We start from the raw sequence: 22,275 nt of genomic DNA on the forward strand, positions 1-22,275 counted from the left end.
CGTGAAGTAGAATCACGTCAGTCTAGCGTAGATGCTATCACAAACTTAGAAATCGGTTCTCGTTACCCATCTGGAGTTTACAACATTATTGTAACTCAAGGTGACAACGTGAAAACGCTAAGAGTGATCAAAAGATAATTCCATTGTCTTTAAATAAAGAAACCTCTCCGTTACCGGAGAGGTTTTTTTGTTTTATAAAGAAGTTTATTAAAAATCATAAACGCATGTCGGTATTAAAACAACCTTTATAAGATTTTCCCATAATGACAGTAGATGTTTACTCTTTTTGTAATCTTTAATAATGACTTAAAAACAGTACTGATACTTTTTATTAGAAATTTGATTTATATATTTCTTGATAGTAAAAGATAATTTCCTTTTTTTTTAGAATTTCTAAAGAAAAAAAAGTCCGGTTTCTATTGAAACCGGACTTTTATATTTGTATAATAATTATTAAGAACAGAACTAAGCCATTCTTCTATATTTTCGAATACTGTAAAACGCATAAAGAAGGGCAACTATTCCTAACCAAACTAATTTACCATTGATTGGAGCAGGAGGCGGGTCATTCCCTTCTAATCCACCACTTCCATCATCATCACCTGGTTGGGCAAAAGCCACAAAATCAACCAATAAAAAAAAGCTGATCAGGTATAAATTAAATAATCTGTTTTTCATTTTGCGTAGAGATTAAGTTGCAAATATAAGAATCATTATTGAAATAACGAATTTGATTTTTAAAATATTAAACAGAAACTGCTTTTAATGGGTAATACGGTCCGTTAATTCGTTGATTAATCAAATTCTGAAGTGAAATATAATTTTACTGAAGGATACTTACTGACGGTCATTTGAATCGTAAAATCAGAATCTGCTAAAAACACCAATTGATCATATTTGTCTTTAGCCAGAAATTTCTGTTTGATTCTTTTAAATTCCTTAAACTCTTCATTTTTAGCGTCGTCCGGTTTGACCCAGCAAGCCTTGTGGACAGGGAAATTCTCATAAGTGCATTTAGCACCATATTCGTGTTCTAATCGATATTGAATTACTTCGTATTGTAAGGCACCGACGGTTCCGATTACTTTTCTATTGTTCATTTCCAGAGTAAACAACTGAGCAACGCCTTCATCCATAAGCTGATCGATTCCTTTGTCAAGCTGTTTTGCCTTGAGCGGATCAGCGTTGTTGATATACCTGAAATGTTCTGGAGAAAAGCTTGGGATTCCTTTAAAATTCATGACTTCGCCTTCAGTTAAAGTGTCGCCAATTTTGAAATTTCCGGTATCATGTAGTCCCACGATATCTCCTGGATATGACATATCAACAATTTCTTTCTTCTCAGCAAAAAAGGCATTTGGACTCGAAAATTTAAAATTCTTTTTTTGGCGTACATGAAAATAAGGTTTGTTGCGCTCAAAGGTTCCGGATACGATTTTTATAAACGCCAAACGGTCGCGATGTTTCGGATCCATATTGGCATGAATCTTAAATACGAAGCCGGTCATTTTTGCTTCTGCCGAATCAACCAACCGTGTTTCAGATTCTTTAGGTCTTGGCGATGGGGCGATCTCGATAAAACAATCGAGCAATTCACGTACTCCGAAGTTATTCAAAGCCGAACCAAAAAATACAGGCTGTTGTTTGCCTTCTAGATACAATTTCTGGTCAAATTTCGGATATACCTCGTTAATGAGTTCTAATTCTTCGCGCAATTTTTCTGCGGGTTTTTGCCCGATGATTTTTTCTAATTCAGGGCTTTGTACGTCAGAAAATGCAATGGTTTCTTCAATATTTTTTCGACTGTCGCCGCTAAAAAGATTGATATTCTGTTCCCAGAGGTTGTAAATACCCTGAAAATCATAACCCATTCCAATCGGAAAACTCAATGGTGTGACTGTCAAGCCTAATTTTTGCTCCACTTCATCCATCAAGTCGAAGGCGTCTTTTCCTTCGCGGTCCAATTTATTAATGAAAACAATAATCGGGATATTTCTCAAACGGCAAACGGCCACTAATTTTTCGGTTTGCTCTTCAACACCTTTAGCGACATCAATTACTACGATTACACTATCGACTGCAGTTAAAGTTCTGAAAGTATCTTCGGCAAAATCCTTATGTCCGGGCGTATCAAGAATGTTGATTTTTTTGTCTTTATAATTAAAGGCCAACACCGAAGTAGAAACAGAAATTCCTCTCTGTCGCTCAATTTCCATAAAATCGGAAGTGGCTCCTTTTTTAATCTTGTTGTTTTTTACAGCTCCGGCTTCCTGAATCGCACCCCCGAAAAGCAATAACTTTTCCGTAAGTGTGGTCTTTCCGGCATCAGGGTGTGAGATAATCCCAAAGGTTCGTCGTCGTTGTATTTCTTTTAAAAAACTCATAGCTATTTGTAAAATGGACTGCAAAAATAGTATTTATTCGACAATAAAAACCAATAAGATTGTAAGGTGTTTTTTATCAGGGTTTTGGAGGCAAAATTACAGTAAAAATAAGCGTTAATAATTTTTTGTTAATAGTATTCACTATACTTGTTTAATGTAATTGAATTGTTATTTTTGTTGATTCAAATTCAAAAAGGATTAAATTTCAGCGACCTCTAACTTTAACTTAATTTATAAACGGAAAATTTTTAAATAATGAAAATAAAACAATTGTTTCTTGGAGTATTACTTTCTTTAAATTTAACAGGTTTCGCACAAAATAGTAAAAAAGAAGTTTTATTTACCATTGATGACAAACCTTACTTCACGGACGAATTTTCTAGAGTTTACAATAAGAATTTAGATCTTGTTAAAGACGAATCCCAAAAAGATTTAGCCCAATACCTCGAATTATTTATTGGTTACAAACTTAAAATCAGTAAAGCCAACAAACTGGGCCTTCAAAACGGCGATGCCTACAAAAACGAATTGAGTTCGTACAGAACCCAACTTTCAAAAAACTATTTGAGCGATTCCAAAGTCACCAAAGAATTAGTCGATGAAGGCTACCAACGCTCGCTAAAAGAAATCAGAGCTTCCCATATTCTGTTGATGGTAGACGAAAATGCGGCTCCTGCTGATACTTTAAAAGCCTATAACAAAATTGTTGAAATCCGCAACCGCATTCTTAAAGGAGAAGATTTCGGAAAATTGGCAGCTGAACTCTCGGAAGATCCGTCAGCTAAAGAAAACAAAGGCGATTTGGGTTATTTCAGCGCCTTCAGAATGGTCTACGCTTTTGAATCTGCAGCTTTTAAAACAGCAGTCGGAAAAATTTCAAATCCGGTGCGTACGCGTTTTGGATACCACATCATCAAAGTGGAAGACAGTCGCGACAACCGTGGTGAAGTCACCGTTGCGCATATCATGTTGCTCAATCCTAAAGAGGATAACGCTGATGAGAAAGCCAAAATCAAAAAGAACATTGACGATATCTATCAAAAATTACAGCAAGGGGAGAGTTTCGAAAGCTTAGCCAAACAGTTTTCAGACGATAAATCTTCTTCTTCTAAAGGCGGTGTTTTAGCGCGTTTCGGTTCAGGTCAGTTGAGTTCTGAAGAATTTGAGAATACTGCTTTTTCACTAACTAAAGACAAACCATTGTCAGCGCCTTTCCAAACCAAATTTGGTTGGCATATCGTGAAATTGATTGAAAAACATCCGGTAAGAACTTTAGATGAGATGAAAGTCGAACTCGAAAACAAAGTCTCTAAAGACGACCGTTCGAGATTGATTACCAATTCGCTCAACGAAAAATTGAGAAAGAAATACGTAGTAAAACGAGACGATAAAATGTACGCCGCTTTGTCAAAATTGGTGACCAACGATTACTACGAGAATAAATGGGAAGTGCCTGCCGATACGAAAGCATTCGATAAAAAATTGTTTGCGATCAATGACAAAACCATCACCGGAACTTCATTTTTAATTTATCTTAAAACCCAGCAAAAAGCAGGTTTGACTTTGAAACCAATCAATAAATTGGTGGATACTTTCTACCAGAAATTCTTAGACGAACAATTGACCGCGTATTACACAGACCATTTAGAAACAGAATTTCCTGAATTTTCTAACGTCATGGACGAATACCGCGATGGTTTGTTATTGTTTGATTTGATGGAAAAAGAAATCTGGGATCGTTCTAAAACGGACACTTTAGGATTGAAAAATTTCTATGAAAGCAACAAAGCTGCTTACCAGTGGAAAAACAGACTTGATGTGATCATCGCTTCCTCAACTAATATGGATGTCATCAAGAAAGCACAAAAACTCTTGAAACAAAAAGTAGCTCCTGAAAAGATTAAAGAGCAATTGAATACCAAAGATAAAGTAGCCGTCATGACCAATGTAGGTGTTTTTGAAGACGGAAATGACGCCTTACCTAAAAATCTAAAACACGAAGTTGGCGTTTCAGAAATATTGAAAGACGGAGATTATTATTTCGTAGCAATGGTCAATAAGATTATGCCGGCCGGGCCTAAAACGCTTGACGAATGTAAAGGGAAAGTCATCAATGATTACCAGCAGTATCTGGAGCAGAATTGGGTGTCGGATTTGAAGAAGGAATTCACCATCAAAACCTTTCCGGACGTCTTCGACAGAGTCAAAAAAGAACTTAATAAGTAATGCGGAAGTTTGTTGTTGTATTAGCATTGACGGCTTGTTTCACGGCTTGTAATCTTTTTAAATCCAACACCAAAACCACAGCCATTGCGAGAGTCAATTCGGACTATCTCTATAAAGAAGATATCGCCAATCTGGTTCCTCCGGGAATATCCAAAGAAGACAGTATTGTTATTGTGAGGAATTTCATTGACCGCTGGGCTGCCCAAAAATTGCTGATTAATGTTGCAGAAGTGAATCTGAATGCCCAAAAAAAAGCCGAATTTGATACTTTAGTGCAGCAATATAAAATTGATCTCTACACCAAGGCGTATCTAGAAGAAGTGGTCAAAAGAACTACCGATACGGCAGTGAGTTCAGAAGAATTGAAAAAATATTATAACGAAAATAAAGAGAATTTTAAAACCAACGGGACATTAGTTCGTTTGCGATACATCAACATCAAAAAGGACAATCCCAAGTACGAAACCATCAAAAGCAAATTTTTTGATTTCAGAAAATCAGACAAGAAATTTTGGGACACTTATTCCTTGCAGCTCAATAGTTTCGCATTGAATGATTCGATTTGGGTTGATTTAAGTCAAGTATATACCAAACTGCCTTTTATTACACCGGACAACAGAGACGAATATGTTATTCCCGGGAAAACGATTCAGAAAACCGATGCCGGAAACAATTACCTGGTCAAGATTAGTAATGTTATCGATAAGAATCAAATAGCGCCGTTCGATTATCTGAAACCGACGCTCAAAGAAGTTATAATCAACAAAAGAAAATTAGAATTAATCAAGAATTTTGAAAAGGAAATCACCGATGATGCCATTAAAGATAAGAAGTATGAAGTATATAAATAAAAGCGTGGTACTGACCGTTTGCTTTTTGATGATGGCGACAAGTTTTGTTTTTGCGCAGGAAATCATTCAGGATACTGTAAAAACCAAAAAACCGGTATTGGCTGAAAATCGTCACCAAAAAATTGACGGTGTCATTGCTACGGTTGGTGATTACAATATTTTAGATTCCGACATTGATAAGACTTTTCTCGAACTGTCAAGCCAGGGTAATTCGGTGAAAGACATCACGCGTTGCCAGATGCTAGGGAAATTACTCGAAGATAAATTGTATGCGCACCAGGCGGTTCAGGATAGTATCATCGTAACGGATGATGATGTCAAATCGAAAATGGAGGAGCAACTGACTTATATGGTCGAGCAATTGGGTTCGATGGATAAAGTCGTGACTTATTTCAAGAAATCGAGTGAAGCGGATTTTAGAGCCGACCTCTCGGAAATCATCAAAATGAACAAGCTCTCGAGTGCGATGCAAAAAAAGATCATCGATGGCGTAGAGATTACCCCTGAGGAAGTCCGCACTTTTTTCAAAAAAATCCCAACCAGCGAATTGCCGCTTTTCGGTGCCGAAATGGAAGTGTCGCAGATTGTAGTCGCGCCCAAAGTCTCACCTGAAGAAAAGCAAAAAGTGATTGACAGGCTCAAGGAATTCAAGAAAGAAGTGCAGGAAGGTGCCAGTTTCTCGACCAAAGCGGTGTTGTATTCTCAGGATCCGGGGTCAAGCTCCAATGGGGGTTATTACAAAATGAATAAAAAAACCCCATTTGTTAAGGAATTTAAAGACGTTGCTTTTAGCTTGGGTGAAGGTGAAATTTCGGAACCTTTCGAGACTGATTTTGGCTGGCATATTATTTATATAGAAAAAATTAAAGGGCAAGATGTAGATCTTCGCCATATCCTTCTGGTGCCAAAAACGGATGATAAATCGTTAAGTGAAGCCAAAGAGCGCATTTTACAGATCAAAAAGAAAATCGAAGACAAATCGATTTCTTTCGCTGATGCCGCTAGAACAGAGTCGGATGAAAAAGAAACCAAAGCCAATGGCGGCGTGTTGATCAACCCAAAAACACAAGACACGCATTTCGAACTCACTAAAATGGATCCGACTTTATATGCTCAGGTATCGAATCTGAAAGAAGGCGAAGTTTCGATTCCTCAGATTGACGTCGATCAGTCGGGCAAGAAAAAATACAAATTGCTGATGGTCACCAACCGCATCGAAGAGCATACGGCAGATTACGCCAAAGATTATATCAAGATCAAAAACCTCGCTTTGAAAGAAAAACAAATTCAAGCGATTGGCAAATGGTCGGAAGAAAAAATCAAGGAAACTTATATCAAAATCAACGGTGAATATCGCAATTGTGTATTCACCAACAATTGGCTTAAAAAATAAGCCTAGTTTTTTAGAATTTCCTACATCATAATATTATAAATCCTAAAGGAATGTCAGACGTAACAGCAATAAAAAACCTCGTTCAGAAAAGAATCGAACTCAAGAACGAAATCTCCAAAATCATTGTAGGGCAGGAGGATGTCGTAGACCAAATCCTTTTAAGTATTTTCTCAGGAGGTCACGCCTTGTTGGTTGGGGTGCCCGGTTTGGCCAAAACATTAATGGTCAATACGATTGCTCAGGCTTTGGGGCTTGACTTTAAACGAATCCAGTTTACACCCGATTTGATGCCTTCTGATATTTTAGGAAGTGAAATTTTGGATGAAAACCGTCAATTCAAATTCATCAAAGGCCCGATTTTCTCAAACATTATTCTAGCCGATGAGATCAACAGAACGCCGCCCAAAACGCAAGCCGCTTTACTCGAAGCCATGCAGGAACGCGCGGTTACGATTGCCGGACACAATTATAAACTCGATTTACCTTATTTCGTTTTAGCGACTCAGAATCCGATTGAGCAGGAAGGAACTTATCCTTTGCCTGAAGCGCAGCTCGACCGTTTTATGTTTTCGATCAAACTGGATTATCCTTCTTTTGAGGAAGAAGTGCAGGTGGTGAAAAGCACGACATCCGACAATCAGGCTAAGATTAATCCGTTATTTACTGCTCAGGAAATCATCGATTTCCAACATTTGTTGCGTCGTATTCCGGTGCCAGACAATGTGGTGGAATATGCCGTGACGCTTGTAAGTAAAACACGTCCTGATAATGCTTTGGCAACTGATTTTATCAAAAATTACATTGATTGGGGCGCAGGACCAAGAGCTTCACAGAATTTGATTTTGGCAGCCAAAGCCCACGCAGCTTTCAACGGGAAATTTTCTCCGGACAGCGAAGACGTGAAAGCAGTAGCCATTGGAATATTAAGACACCGTGTCGTCAAAAATTACAAAGCCGATGCGGAAGGCATTACGATAGAAAAAATTATAGCTTCTTTATTTTAGTATAAAAAGCACAGAAAATAGCAAAGGCGTTCTTTTTAGGACGCCTTTATTTTTGGTGTAAAATGTGGTCGAGTTCTGCATCGTAGAAAAACAGGAACATGCTGCCCATCATATCCTGATCGATTGTTGTAGTGTTGTTGACTTCCAAAACCAATTCATACTCATGGTCGCGATACAGCCATTCACCTGATTCCGAAGAATAAGCATCAATTTTTGACAATCCGATTTTGCCCTTATGGTTGATGATGTTGCTTCTGAATATCGCTTTATTCGAAGTCTTATCCCGCAAAGTCAATGAAGTCGCGAAAGGATGCACATGAACCGCCGCCGCATGCAAACGGATACTGTCGTTTTCAATCTGCAATTGGTTGTCAATCGAACTTCTGTAAGTGTGTTTGCCCACAGGAATCACCCAATGTCCGGATAATTTATTGCCTTTGCCGTCATCGTAACTATGGTTTTTGGTTTCCACGGGAATGCAGTAATCTTTGCCGGGATCGACCGGGCTTTTGAACGGATCGTATTGGTCATAAGGCAGCATGATGTAGACCGTTCGGCTTATCAGCGGTTTCAAGTCTGGTGCGTCTGTGGAATAGTCAATATCAACTTCGTGCTTGATCAGGAAATTGGCATCGGGAATGTTGTGGTTTAAGGATTCTGTGGTCACGTACAACAAATCGTTGCCTTTCATCGGAACGCCATAGCCTTTTGGGAAACTGAAATTTTCCTGTCCGTGCGAAAGCGAAGTCATCCGTGGGTATTGTTTCCCGATTCTGTTTTCCAGATGGAAGTTGCTGAAATATTTGACGTCATTGAAATCTACATTCGTATGGCAAATGAAATCATTAGAAATCTGCTTCTTGTTTTTTGAATTCACGGCTTTGACATGAAAACCCGTAATCCAGAGTAAAGTGGAATCCTGTGAAAGTTGCACGTAGTTCGAGGATTTCGGTCCTTCCATCGATTTGTAGATGCCGTCGATATAGAAAGCAGGCGAGATCATCGTATAATGTTGCGAACGGTTGTCGATTTTCCAAGTATTATCAAAAAATCCGCTGTGTTGTAGCAGATAAGTTTTTATAATCGCCTTGTGCCGGTTCGGAAGCCTATAATATACAATGCTTCCGGCGATGAGTCCGAGCAACGTGAGAACACCTAAAATTTTATATATCTTTGGTTTTGACATCGGTAGTATGAATGACCCAAAAATACACAATTCACTTGGAAGAAAAATCATTAACTCAGGGCAAAAGAATATTCGGACTTGATTTGTTGCGTGGCGGAGCGTTGTTGATGGTCTTGTTTTCCCATTTGCTGCTTTTTTCACCGGTTAAGAATATCGTTACTGAGCAATTAGTGCCGTTGTTTGGGTTTTTAGGCGTTGAAATTTGGTTTGTTTTGGGCGGTTTTCTGATGGGAAATAAAATCTACACATTGACCGTTTTGCAGCAATTTTCCCGGATTGAAGCCATTCAATATTTTAGACACCGCTGCTTACGTATTTTGCCCAGTTATTTTTTAGTATTGCTGCTGGCGTTAGCTGTAGCGATGTGGCTTCAATATCCGACGGATCATCTTTGGCGCTATTTCTTTTTGATGCAAAATTTTGTTAATCCGATGCCTTTGTTTTTTTCTGAAAGTTGGGCGGTTATGGTTAGTTTTTTTGCTAGTCTTATCCTGATTTTCGGAATGTTTTTTATAATGAATCGGTTTTCATTTAAAAACAAATCGAAGGTTTTTTTGCGCGCCACTTTATCGATGATTGCGATTTCTTTGTTTGCAAAATTTGGTTTTTATCTCATCAATGGAAGTATCACATTATCGCAATGGGACAGCAACCTTAAAGCCGTTGTGCTCTATCGTTTTGATGCTTTTTTTATTGGCGTTTTTTGCAGTTGGATTTATTTTAATCGTTCCGGTTTATGGCTTAAATTTAGACACTTATCGCTGTTTTCGGGATTTATTTTGATGGGAATTTTATTCGTTGGTGTTGGTTATTTCAGATGGTTGATCGATTCGCATCCGTTTTTTTGGATCGTATTTTATTTGCCTTTGACTTCGCTGTCCATCGCTTTTTTTCTTCCTTTTCTTGCTGCAATTGAAATTCCGAAGTTGAATAACATTGTGGCGTTCATCAGCAAAATATCTTACGCGGCTTACTTAGTACATTTCTCCATCATACTGCAATTGACGCGTCATTTTTTCGACCCAGAATCATTGACTGCAACCGGATTCTGCTTGTTTTCGACAGCTTATTTGATACTAACATTGTCGTTGGGTTTCGTTATATATCATTTTTTCGAAAAACCAATATTACTTCCAAAGCTCAAAAGTTAATATTTATAAATATTTCGCTTTTAAATTTCGATTTCAATAAAAAAAAGATAACGAAAATCACGATTTCGTAAAATATTCAAATCAATAAACATATTTGATTAAAAACTTTTTAGTAGTATAACGTTTTCGTAATTTCGCACTGCAAACAAATTAACCTTAATTGATTATGGCTTTTGATATTGAAATGATCAAAGAAGTGTATGCGAATATGACTTCGCGCGTAGACAAAGCACGTGAAATCGTAGGCCGACCACTTACACTTACTGAAAAGATTTTATACAACCATTTATGGGAAGGAATGCCTTCTCACGCGTTTACCCGCGGTAAAGATTACGTAGATTTCGCTCCCGATCGCGTGGCGTGTCAAGATGCAACGGCGCAAATGGCTTTATTGCAGTTTATGCATGCCGGAAAAAGCAAAGTTGCGGTGCCCACAACGGTACATTGCGATCACTTGATTCAGGCGAAAGTCGATGCGAAAACAGATTTGGCGCGTGCCAAAACACAAAGCAATGAAGTTTTTGAATTCCTGTCTTCTGTTTCAGATAAATATGGAATCGGTTTCTGGAAACCCGGAGCCGGAATTATCCACCAAGTTGTTTTAGAGAATTATGCATTTCCTGGCGGAATGATGATCGGAACTGATTCGCATACCGTAAATGCTGGCGGATTAGGAATGGTAGCCATCGGAGTAGGTGGTGCTGATGCGGTTGATGTGATGTCTGGCATGGCTTGGGAATTGAAGTTTCCAAAACTCATCGGTGTAAAACTTACGGGTAAATTATCCGGATGGACTGCTCCGAAAGATGTGATTTTAAAAGTAGCGGGAATCCTTACCGTAAAAGGTGGAACCGGAGCTATTGTAGAATATTTTGGTGAAGGTGCTACAGCCATGTCCTGTACCGGAAAAGGAACCATTTGTAATATGGGTGCTGAAATCGGCGCCACGACTTCTACTTTTGGGTATGATGCTTCGATGGATCGTTATTTACGTTCTACCGATAGAGCGGATGTAGCGGATGAAGCGAATAAAATCGCCTCTTACTTAACTGGTGATCCAGAAGTGTATGCCAATCCAGAATTGTATTTCGACCAAGTGATTGAAATCAATTTATCGGAATTGGAACCTTATTTAAACGGACCATTCACGCCAGATTTGGCTACTCCGATTTCGAAAATGAAAGAAGAAGCCATCAAAAACAACTGGCCATTAAAAATTGATATCGGACTTATTGGTTCTTGTACGAACTCTTCTTATGAGGATATCGCCAGAGCCGCTTCTTTGGCACAACAGGTTTCCAATAAAAATTTAAAAACCAAATCACAGTTCACGATTACACCGGGTTCTGAATTGGTTCGCTATACGATAGAACGCGACGGATTTATTGATATTTTCGATAAAATTGGTGCGACTGTTTTCGCTAATGCCTGCGGTCCGTGTATCGGAATGTGGGACAGGGAAGGTGCTGAGAAAGAAGAACGCAATACGATTGTGCATTCTTTCAACAGAAATTTCTCCAAACGCGCCGATGGGAATCCGAATACTTTAGCTTTTGTCGGTTCGCCTGAATTGGTGACGGCTTTGGCTATAGCAGGAGATTTGTCTTTCAATCCGTTGATCGATACTTTAATCAATGAAGATGGTGTAGAAGTCAAATTAGACGAGCCTACCGGAAATGAATTGCCACCAAGAGGATTCGACGTTGAAGATGCTGGTTTCCAAGCGCCTTCAGAAGATGGTTCTAAAGTGCAAGTTTTGGTATCGCCAACCTCAGAAAGATTGCAACTATTAGCACCTTTCGATCCGTGGAATAAACAAAACATCACAGGTGCCAAATTATTGATCAAAGCTTTCGGGAAATGTACTACCGACCATATTTCAATGGCTGGACCTTGGTTGCGTTTCCGTGGCCATCTCGATAATATTTCCAACAATATGCTGATAGGCGCGATTAACGCCTTCAACCAAAAAGCGAATTCGGTTAAGAACCAATTGACCGGAGCTTATGATTCTGTACCGGCTGTTCAACGTGAATATAAAGCCGCCGGAATTCCCTCAATAGTTGTGGGCGACCATAATTATGGTGAAGGATCGTCACGTGAGCACGCCGCCATGGAGCCACGTTTCTTGGGTGTTAAGGCCGTTTTGGTAAAATCATTTGCACGTATTCACGAAACTAACTTGAAAAAACAAGGGATGTTAGCGTTGACATTTGCAAACGAAGCGGATTATGATAAAATACAAGAGAATGATACGATCAATTTTATTGATCTAGTAGATTTTTCTCCTGCTAAACCATTGACGTTAGAGTTTGTGCATGATGATGGCACAAGAGATATTATCTTAGCCAATCATACTTACAATGAAGGTCAAATTGGTTGGTTTGTTGCCGGTTCAGCATTAAATTTAATTGCAGCTGCAGGTAAAGCATAATAAACACATAAGTTGATATAAAAACTCTCAGGGAAGCTTGGGAGTTTTTTTTTGCATAAAAAAGATTAGATTTGTTTTAAATAAATCCTGAAAAATGATTTCAAATAACAATTTCCGAAAAAGCGCAATATTCCTTAGTTTAATTGCTATAGTATTTGCTGGTTACTTTTTTTTAAATAAGCAGCAAATAAAATTTAAAGGGCCGCATTTAGCGCCGAGTGAATACTTGTTTCTGCAAAGGTCATATCCATCTGGAAAACTAAAGCAGGACAATTTGCAAGAACTTAAAAGTTGGGTTGACCGCAAAGCACTAGCTTTCAGACAAACCAATGTTGTAAACTGGGAATTCGTTGGCCCAGCAAATGTTGGAGGTCGGATCACAGATATTGAAGTTCCCGTTAATAATCCGTCAACTTATATTATTGGTACGGCTACAGGTGGTATTTTCAGGACGGTGGATGCAGGTAACTCTTGGGAAGCCATTTTTGACGCACAAAGTACTTTGTCAATAGGCGATTTGGACATTTCAAAAACGAATAACAATTTGATTTTGGTTGGAACCGGAGAACCCAATGGTGGTGGAGGCTCCACGAGTATGGATGGCAATGGTGTTTATATTAGCACTGATGGCGGAGACACCTGGGAATCCAAAGGATTAAACAACGTAGGAAGTATTGCGAAAGTAATTATTGACCCAACAAATGCCAATAATATGTATGTGGGTGCCATGGGTTTATTGTACGCGCAAACCAACAACAGAGGGATATATAAATCGACTAATGGAGGTGAAACCTGGAACAATACATTGTTTGTTTCCGATAAAACCGGAGTCATCGACATGGCCATCAATCCTTTAAATCCGAACATTCTTTACGCTGCCACTTGGGAACGCACGCGAACACCTGAAAATAGGGTATACGGAGGCGCAACATCCAATATTTATAAATCAACAGACGCAGGATTAACCTGGACACTCCTGACCAATGTGCTGCCAAATACTACAGATAAAGGGAGAATCAGCATTGATATTTCCAATTCCAACCCTGATATTCTGATCGCTACCTATACCAACATTTTGGGTACAACTTTAGCCATAAAGAAAACTATAAACGGCGGTACCACCTGGACAACACTTCCTTCTGGGTCAATTACTGCCTCGCCTTATAATTGGTGGTTTGGCGGTGTTTTTATCAACCCAACGAATAGCAATAATGTTTTCATGTCAGAGTTTGACACGCATTATTCTAATAATGGCGGCACTTCTTGGGCATTGACTTCTGGCACAACTGAAGCGATACATGTAGACCAACACGTTGTAGCCTTTACCAGTAATAATGAGGTTTTGCTGGGAAATGACGGCGGTTTGTATCGAAGCACTAACGGAACTTCTTATACTAAAATCAATAATTTGCCCATTTCTCAGGCGTATAGAATGGCAGTTAATCCGAACAATGCGAATCATGTTTATGCCGGTTTTCAAGACAATGGTACATGGCGGACACTGACAGGTGAAAGTAATAATTGGAATCAAATTTACGGAGGCGATGGCATGCAACCCAATGTAAACCCTATGAATACTAATATTCTTTTTGCGGAATATCAGTATGGCGCTTTTGTACGATCTGTTGATGACGGAGGCTCTTTCGGATTTTCGGATAATGGTGTTAGTACCACCGAACCCAGAAATTGGGACACACCTTATGTTTTTGACCCGGCCAATCCAAACATCATGTATTTTGGGACCAGTAATTTATACAAATCGACTGACAATGGAATAAACTGGACTTCCATTAGCGGAAATTTAAGCAAAGGGGTTTACACCGGAACACAGCGTTATGGGACGATTACAACGATTGATGTTTCACCACTCAATAGCAATATCATTTTTATTGGTACCGATGACGGAAATGTATGGAAAACCACTGACGGTGGATCCACTTACACCAAAATATCAGGTTTTTTGCCCAACAAATGGGTTACCAAAGTCAAAGCTTCACCCACCAATGCCAATCAGGTTTATGTCACTTATTCCGGCTACCGATATAATTTATTTGACAGTAACCTTTATGTCAGTAATGATTTAGGAAATTCTTGGCAAGATTTATCCTCAGATTTGCCCAATTCGCCCTTAAGTGATATTGAAATCACTTCAGAAAATATCTTATTCGTAGCTTCTGATATTGGTGTTTTGGTTTCCAATGATTTGGGTGTTCATTGGAATTTTGTCGGAACTAATATGCCTTCGGTTGTCGTGACCGATTTGATTTTGCATGCAAATTCTAATTTTCTTTTCGCTGCTACTTTTGGGCGTGGCGTTTATAAAATCGATTTGACAGCATTAGCATTATCAACCACCACGAATCCAATCAATTTTAATTCGATAACAGTTTATCCAAATCCGGCTTCTGAATTTATTTATGTTGATTTACAATTCAATCAGGTTTCAGAATTCAATGCTAAGTTCTTAGATATGAATGGAAAACTTGTCCAGTCTTACAGGATTGATCAGGAATCAGCGGGAAGACATCTCATAAAAATGGATGTCAGTGCTTTTCCGAAAGGAATATATTTTTTAAAGCTTAACGATTCCAATAAAACCATTAAAGTGGCAGTTCAATAGATTTCGACATTTAAAAAAGTATTACAAAATCCTCGAAGAAATTTGGGGATTTTTTTGCTTTATGCTCAATTTTGAGATTAATGAAGCAAGGAAAAGATCGATATGCAGTAGCAATTTCTTTTTTTTTATTTTGTAAGTAAATATTTATATAAAAAATAATTAAATGTATTTAATCGAATAAAATAAACACTTTATCGAATTTTTAATTTTCTATAAATTTTTATCCCATTAATTTGTGGTGTATTATTATTGTCCCCAAATGATAGTAATGCTTCTCCCTAAAAATAAAGAAGTATGAAAACCTTAACCTACTATTATGAAAAAATTTTTACTCATGCTACTCATTGCAGTAGCAGCCCACGGACAAAATCAAACTTACACAGCGAGTACTGAAAATTTCCCTAATCCGGAAAGAGGATTTTACCATTATTCATCAAGCGGATCTACATCGAATTATTCCTTTATTTCCGCGAGTACTTTAAGTTCTTACAGAGCGCAGAACATGTCAGTAGTGCAAAGAATTTTTTATCTGACGCAGTTTACAGCATCGCCGATTTCAAGCGCATTTTTGGCCAACATGCAGACTGATTTTAATACGATCCGCAACGCCGGAATGAAAGTGATGATTCGCTTTGCCTATTCACAAAGTGAAACAGCAGCAGTTTTAGATGCTTCAAAAGCACAAATGCTGGCGCACATCCAACAAGTAGCGCCAGTAATCAATGCCAACAAAGATGTCATCGCAATGTATCAATACGGCTGGATTGGCTGTTGGGGCGAAAATTATTATACGAGCCAAGTGGCCGATTTCGGTAATGGCGATTACACCCAATATACTACTACACAATGGGCCAATCGAAAAGAAGTTTTAGACGCTATGATCAATGCTACTCCGGTGGAAATTCCAATCCAAGTGCGTTATCTGCAATACAAGCAAAAATTATATCCAAGCGGGCATAACAGAATCGGTTTCTATAACGATGCTTTTCTTGGCGAATGGGGAGATTCGGGAATGTTTTTAGTGAATAATGTGCAAAGTGCTCCAAGTACCACAGACAGTAGTTATTTAATTGCTCAGACAGAAAACCTGCCCATGACCGGTGAGACCAATCAGGTCAATTCGCCGAGAACAGATTGCAGCAATGCCTTACTGGAAATGAATAAATACAACTGGAGCCTAATCAACAAAGATTACTTAACAGACAATATTACCAATTGGGTTACCAACGGTTGTTTTACCGACATGGAAAAAAAACTGGGTTACCGATTTGAATTGATGAATGCATCGTTCCTGAATAATACCCTTACGGTTAAACTTCAAAATATTGGTTTTGCTAATGTCTACAAATCCAGAAAAGCCTTTGTGGTCTTGAGAAATACTACAACGGGGACGGAATATTCAGTTGAAATCAGTAACGACATCAAAGGCTGGAAAAAAGCAGCAGCCATTCAATTGACAAAAAGTTTGGCTGGTTTGGTTCCTGACGGTTCATATCAATTGTATTTGAATTTGCCTGATCCTGCTTTGACCAATCCTCTTTTCTCCATCCGTTGCGCCAACACCGGAACCTGGGATGCTACCAAAGGTTACAATAATTTGAATATGACAATTGCTGTCAGCGGTTCTACGGTAACCGATCCAGTTGTTACAGTCCCAGTGGTTACTACACCTGTTGTTACTACGCCTGTTGTAACGACGCCAGTAGTTACCACACCAGTAGTCACTACTCCGGTTGCTTTACCAGTAGAAATTTTATTCGTAAGCAATACCACTTTAGTAATCAATAACCTTCCGAGTGCCAGTTATACTGTAAAAGTATATAACTTAAACGGGCAACTAAGAGCAACATCCACAGATCTCACTTATCTTAGAAAAGGTTATTATGTCGTTAAAGTGAAATGCAACGGAGTCACGACCACCAAGAACATCTACAAACAATAATCATTGCCATAAGAGAATTTTTAGTTTTTTAATTACATTTATTATTACACGGAAAACCTGTTCTTTATTAAGAACAGGTTTTTTATTGTATAGAAGTGAAAGCGATCTGATGGAATTGAAGATGTTCAGCGTATCAACTTTTTTATATCTTTAACCAATCGAGAAAACGCTAAAGTGATCAAAACAACATAAAACCTAAACTATGGAACACCAAAAAGAAGAACATTTTAAAAGGGAACTAGGCTTATTCGACGGAACCATGTTGGTCGTCGGATCCATGATAGGCTCAGGAATATTTATCGTAAGTTCCGACATCGCACGCCAAGTGGGTTCAGCAGGCTGGCTCACCTTAATTTGGGTAATTTCCGGAATCATTACGATGATTGCCGCAGTGAGTTACGGAGAATTAAGCGCCATGTTTCCGAATGCCGGCGGACAATATGTCTATCTTAGGGAAGCCTATAACAAGCTCATCGCATTCCTATACGGTTGGAGTTTTTTCGCGGTAATCCAAACCGGAACTATTGCAGCGGTCGGAGTTGGTTTTTCTAAATTCGCAGCCTATCTGTTTCCCGTGATGAGCGAAGAAAACATTCTTTTCCAAAGCGGAGGTTTTACACTTCATGCCGCCCAAATCGTTTCCATCATCACGATTGTTATTCTGACTTATCTCAACAGCCGCGGAGTCAAAAACAGCAAAACGCTGCAATCCATCCTGACGGTAATTAAAATCCTTTCATTGCTCGGACTCGTGGTTTTTGGTTTTCTGTTGGGCGCCAAAGCCGAAATCTGGAATGCCAACTGGGCCGATGTCTGGGCCACAAAATCCTACGTTAAAGAAACCGCTTCATGGTTACCGATTAGCGGAGTAGCTTTAATTTCAGGAATTGCCGCCGCGATGGTCGGTTCCCTATTTTCAAGCGATGCCTGGAACGGAGTAACGTTCATCGCCGGTGAAATCAAAAATCCAAAACGAAATGTCGGGCTCAGTCTGTTTCTCGGAACTTTCATCGTAACAATCATTTACATACTTGCGAACCTGATGTATTTGGCCGTAATCCCTTTTGATGAAATCGCCACCGCCAAATCCGATCGTGTGGCCGTCGTCGCTTCGCAATATATTTTCGGGAACATCGGAACATTAATCATTGCGGTCATGATCATGATCTCGACCTTCGCGTGCAACAACGGACTCATCATGGCCGGCGCGCGCGTCTATTATACGATGGCCAAAGACGGTTTATTTTTCGAAAAAGCCTCACACTTAAATTCCGCGAGCGTTCCTGCATGGGCGTTGTGGGTTCAGTGTATCTGGGCGTCGGCTTTATGCCTGACCGGAAAATACGGCGATTTGCTTGATTTCGTCATCATCATCGTGCTCATCTTTTACATCCTGACGATTTATGGAATTTTCATCCTGCGCAAAAAAATGCCCGATGCCGAAAGGCCTTACCGCGCTTTTGGTTATCCGATACTTCCCGCTTTGTATATTGTCGTGGCCAGCGCCGTTTCGATTGCGTTGTTGTTTACGAAAACCAGTACCTGCGGTTGGGGCGTATTGATCATGCTCGCCGGAATTCCGGTTTATTATCTGACAAAATCGAAAGAATAAAGTTGTTTTTTTAGGCGTGACCACAAGGGTCGGGTTTTGCTTCGCCAGTTCGGCTGACGCCTCGGGTCGCACTCGCTTTTTCGCACCGAAAGCCGGCGCAAAAAGAGCTCAGACAAATGCTTCAATCCCTCACGCGCTTCCCCGTAGACCAAGACCCTAGCCCTGATGGAAGTGGTTATCCTTTTGCGCTGGTGTTCAGCGTAAAAGATAGGAACGCACAGCAGGATCAGCTTCTAAAAACAAAAAATCCGCCTCAAGACTGAAGCAGATTTTCTATTTATAAAAGTTTGTATCTATTAATAGTAAGTATAGCGTCTTACTTTCGCAATATATTTCGCCAAACGAATCACTTGGTGGCTGTAACCGTATTCGTTGTCATACCATATATAAAGCACGATGTTTTTTCCGTCGGCAGACACAATCGTCGCATTGCTGTCGTAGATCGATGGCGCTGAGGTTCCGATGATGTCCGAAGAAACCAATTCGTTGTTGAGCGAGTATTTGATCTGCTCCACAAGTTCGCCTTCCAAAGCGTATTTTTTCATGATCGCATTGATCTCGGCGATGGATGTTTCTTTGCTGACTTCCAAATTCAAAACCACCAAAGAACCATTCGGAACCGGAACACGGATCGCGTTTGAAGTCAATTTTCCGGTCAAGGTAGGCAACGCTTTCGCAACGGCAGTTCCGGCACCGGTTTCTGTAATCACCATGTTGAGTCCTGCGGCTCTTCCGCGGCGGTATTTCTTATGCATGTTATCCACAAGATTCTGGTCATTCGTATAAGCGTGGATGGTTTCTAAATGCCCTTTGACAACGCCCAAAGTATCTTCAACGGCTTTTAAAATAGGTGTGATGGCGTTGGTCGTACAGGAAGCCGCAGAGAAAATATTGATCTCATCAGGATTGTATTCATTCTGGTTGACACCATGCACAATGTTCGGAACGCCTTTTCCCGGCGCGGTCAGCAATACTTTCGAAACGCCTTTGGAAGTCATGTGTCTAGACAAAGCTTCGTAAGTGGTGAAGGCTCCGGTATTGTCAATCACCAAAGCGTCATTGATTCCGTATTTTGTATAATCGATTTCTTCCGGGCCGTTGGCAGTAATAATATGAACGGTAGTTCCGTTGATGATTAGTGCATTGTTCTCGGCATCAGCAATCACAGAACCCTGAAAGTCGCCGTGAATCGAATCATAGCGCAACAACGAAGCTCTTTTTTCCAAAGAAACCGCATCGTTTTTATCACGCGTCACAATCGCACGCAGACGCAATTGGTTTCCTTTGCCCATTTTCGACATCAGTTCGCGTGCCAGCAAACGACCGATACGACCGAATCCGTAAAGCACTACATCTTTAGGTTGAATGTCCTGAGTATCTTTGGCGTTTCTTAATTTGTCGATGACGAATGCTCTGGCATTGTCGTATTTGTTGTTTTCTAAATTGAATTCGTAAGTGAGTTTTCCAATGTCAAGTTTTGAAGGCGGCAAATCCATCGAAAGGATTGCTTTGGCAATTTCGACCGAATCAAAAATCGAAATCGGTTTGCCCACAAATTCACCTGCATATTCGTGAAGGTTGATGATGTCGCTGACATTACGGTTGATCAACTGGTTGCGGAACAAGACCATTTCGATTGATTTGTCATACCATAAATCGCTGATGACTTTAATAAATTCGACACTGGCACGTCTTCTGTCGACCTGAAAAGAAACCTCTTTTTCGTAAGAATTGATGTTACTCATGTTGGATATTATAATTAGTTAGTGTTGTTTTGTTTTTTCAATTCGGTGCAAAAGTATTGATTTCAAACGTTTTCGTAAAATATTTTTTTAAGTTTTTTGAAATAAAAAAGCCACTTCAAACTTGAAGTGGCTTTTCCAGAATTAATAACAAACCTAAAATTAAATAATGATTCTGATGCGTTGTCCGATTTTGTTGATCATTTCGATACTCACGCTTTGGTTCTCGTCTTTTTTCTCCAAGATTCTCGAAGCCGTTTCCACATCCGGAGTTTTGACGTTGTCGATGCTCAGGATAATCGTTCCTTTCAATTCGTCGTAGTACGGTTTCAAATTGTCATTGTTGATTTCTTTAATGCGTACGCCCGAATCGATGTGGAATTTCTTCTTGTCTGTGGCATCAATATTTTCGAGTTCGATGCCTTTAAATTCTGTGGTGTAGAATTCATTTTTGGTTAACACCACAGGAACGGTATAAGTTTTTTCGCCTCTGATATAGGAAACCTGTACTTTGTCGTTAGGTCTTTTCGTATTGATGAAGCCTGATAATTCGGCATAAGTCGTAATCGTTTGATTGTCGAGTTTGACGATAATATCGCCTTTGGTCAATCCTGCTTTTTCCGCACCGGAATTTTTGGTCACTTTTTTAACATAGAAACCTTGCGTTTCCTTGATGCCCAATTCTTTCGAAGCGGAACTGTTGAGTTCGCCGCCTTCAACACCTAAAATACCGCGTTGTACATTACCGAATTCCATGATATCCTCGATGATTTTCCTCGCGATATTCGATGGAACGGCAAATGAATAACCTACATAAGAACCCGTTTGCGAAGAAATCATAGTGTTGATTCCAATCAGTTCGCCTCTGGTGTTTACTAAAGCACCGCCACTGTTTCCGGGATTTACCGCCGCATCAGTTTGAATGAAAGACTGAATTCCGTTCGTATCTAAATTTCTCGCTTTCGCAGAAACGATTCCCGCAGTTACGGTTGAAGTCAGGTTATAAGGATTTCCAACGGCCAAAACCCATTCGCCTACTTTCGCATTATCTGAATCGGCGAACACGGAATAAGGTAGTTTTTCATCGGCGTTGATTTTCAAGAGTGCGATATCCATTTTGGAATCGGTTCCGACGAGTTTGGCTTTGTATGTTTTTTTGTTGTTTAAGGTAATTTCGATGTCCGAAGCGTCTTTGACCACGTGGTTGTTCGTGACGATATAACCGTCTTCAGAAATGATCACACCCGAACCGGTTCCGACTTGCTCTTGTTGCTGGCCGCCGTTGTAGCCATAGAAAAATTCCAGCATCGGATTGGAAACCGTTCTGTAGGAAACATTTTTTACGTGCACTACAGTATGGATGGTTTTATCAGCGGCTTCGGTAAAATCAAGACCTTCAGGAACCAAACTAACATTTTTGGCGTAATTGCTAGGCGCCATCGTCACGATGTTCTTTTGCTTTGAAAAAAATCCGTCATTGTCCATCAACAATTTGTAGCCTGCTAGCGTAGTGGCTCCACTCAATAAGGCCACTAAGAATAAACTCGAAAATTTTTTCATTTTGCTTTAAAAATTTTAGTTAAACGTTTTGTGTTTTTAATTTTCAGACGTAAAATTAGGAAAGTAAAGTTTTTGAAAAAACAGTTTAACGCCTGTTTAACAAGGATTAACTTTTCATTAGTATCGCTACTTTGCCGCATAAATTGCCGCATTTGTTTTTACATATTATT

Annotated in this window: 14 protein-coding genes; 9 read left to right on the forward strand and 5 right to left on the reverse strand. The window is 39.5% G+C overall.

Features of this window, described 5'->3' with window-relative positions; genetic code table 11:
• Positions 1-465: 465 nt before the first annotated feature.
• Positions 466-678 (reverse strand): hypothetical protein, encoded by a 213-nt coding sequence (locus Q0058_RS11970; RefSeq protein WP_298224243.1) that lies wholly within the window; start codon positions 676-678, stop codon positions 466-468.
• 116 nt (positions 679-794) lie between these two features.
• On the reverse strand, positions 795-2,384 hold the full coding sequence (locus tag Q0058_RS11975) for a peptide chain release factor 3 (RefSeq protein WP_298224245.1): 1,590 nt from the start codon (positions 2,382-2,384) through the stop codon (positions 795-797).
• Positions 2,385-2,639: 255 nt separating this feature from the next.
• On the opposite strand from Q0058_RS11975, the gene Q0058_RS11980 reads away from it, so the two are divergent.
• The 4 genes from Q0058_RS11980 to Q0058_RS11995 are packed head-to-tail and all read left to right on the forward strand — an operon-like array spanning position 2,640 to position 7,858.
• Entirely contained in the window at positions 2,640-4,610 is a 1,971-nt protein-coding gene (locus Q0058_RS11980; RefSeq protein ID WP_298224246.1) for a peptidylprolyl isomerase, read from the forward strand.
• Entirely contained in the window at positions 4,610-5,461 is an 852-nt protein-coding gene (locus tag Q0058_RS11985) for a hypothetical protein (protein WP_298224248.1), read from the forward strand. Before Q0058_RS11980 ends, Q0058_RS11985 begins: the two co-directional genes overlap by 1 nt.
• Positions 5,424-6,854: a peptidylprolyl isomerase gene (locus Q0058_RS11990; protein WP_298224500.1), complete on the forward strand. Its 1,431-nt coding sequence runs from the start codon at positions 5,424-5,426 to the stop codon at positions 6,852-6,854. Before Q0058_RS11985 ends, Q0058_RS11990 begins: the two co-directional genes overlap by 38 nt.
• Before the next feature lie 50 nt (positions 6,855-6,904).
• Positions 6,905-7,858: a MoxR family ATPase gene (locus Q0058_RS11995; protein WP_298224250.1), complete on the forward strand. Its 954-nt coding sequence runs from the start codon at positions 6,905-6,907 to the stop codon at positions 7,856-7,858.
• Positions 7,859-7,904: 46 nt separating this feature from the next.
• Here the strand turns inward: Q0058_RS11995 and Q0058_RS12000 are convergent, their stop codons facing one another.
• On the reverse strand, positions 7,905-9,044 hold the full coding sequence (locus Q0058_RS12000) for a hypothetical protein (protein WP_298224252.1): 1,140 nt from the start codon (positions 9,042-9,044) through the stop codon (positions 7,905-7,907).
• Positions 9,045-9,055: 11 nt separating this feature from the next.
• On the opposite strand from Q0058_RS12000, the gene Q0058_RS12005 reads away from it, so the two are divergent.
• From Q0058_RS12005 to Q0058_RS12025, 5 genes are all read left to right on the forward strand, one after another.
• A complete protein-coding gene (locus Q0058_RS12005) occupies positions 9,056-10,195 on the forward strand; it encodes an acyltransferase (protein WP_298224254.1) in 1,140 nt (379 codons plus the stop codon).
• A 166-nt stretch (positions 10,196-10,361) separates the two neighbouring features.
• Positions 10,362-12,629, forward strand: coding sequence for an aconitate hydratase (locus Q0058_RS12010; protein ID WP_298224256.1), 2,268 nt, complete (start codon positions 10,362-10,364; stop codon positions 12,627-12,629).
• A 274-nt stretch (positions 12,630-12,903) separates the two neighbouring features.
• The gene (locus tag Q0058_RS12015; RefSeq protein WP_298224258.1) at positions 12,904-15,249 is read left to right on the forward strand and encodes a T9SS type A sorting domain-containing protein; all 2,346 of its coding nucleotides are present in this window, start codon (positions 12,904-12,906) and stop codon (positions 15,247-15,249) included.
• Between the two features lie 316 nt (positions 15,250-15,565).
• Complete coding sequence (locus Q0058_RS12020) at positions 15,566-17,191, forward strand: DUF4832 domain-containing protein (protein WP_298224259.1); 1,626 nt, start codon at positions 15,566-15,568, stop codon at positions 17,189-17,191.
• A gap of 202 nt (positions 17,192-17,393) precedes the next feature.
• Positions 17,394-18,803, forward strand: coding sequence for an amino acid permease (locus Q0058_RS12025; protein ID WP_298224260.1), 1,410 nt, complete (start codon positions 17,394-17,396; stop codon positions 18,801-18,803).
• A gap of 296 nt (positions 18,804-19,099) precedes the next feature.
• Here Q0058_RS12025 and Q0058_RS12030 read toward each other — a convergent pair whose 3' ends face one another.
• Positions 19,100-20,548: a glyceraldehyde-3-phosphate dehydrogenase gene (locus tag Q0058_RS12030; RefSeq protein ID WP_298224263.1), complete on the reverse strand. Its 1,449-nt coding sequence runs from the start codon at positions 20,546-20,548 to the stop codon at positions 19,100-19,102.
• 159 nt (positions 20,549-20,707) lie between these two features.
• Positions 20,708-22,105, reverse strand: a complete 1,398-nt coding sequence (locus tag Q0058_RS12035) for a trypsin-like peptidase domain-containing protein (RefSeq protein ID WP_298224265.1) — start codon at positions 22,103-22,105, stop codon at positions 20,708-20,710.
• Positions 22,106-22,275: the final 170 nt, after the last annotated feature.

This window comes from Flavobacterium sp., assembly GCF_027484705.1.
Taxonomy (GTDB): Bacteria; Bacteroidota; Bacteroidia; order Flavobacteriales; family Flavobacteriaceae; genus Flavobacterium.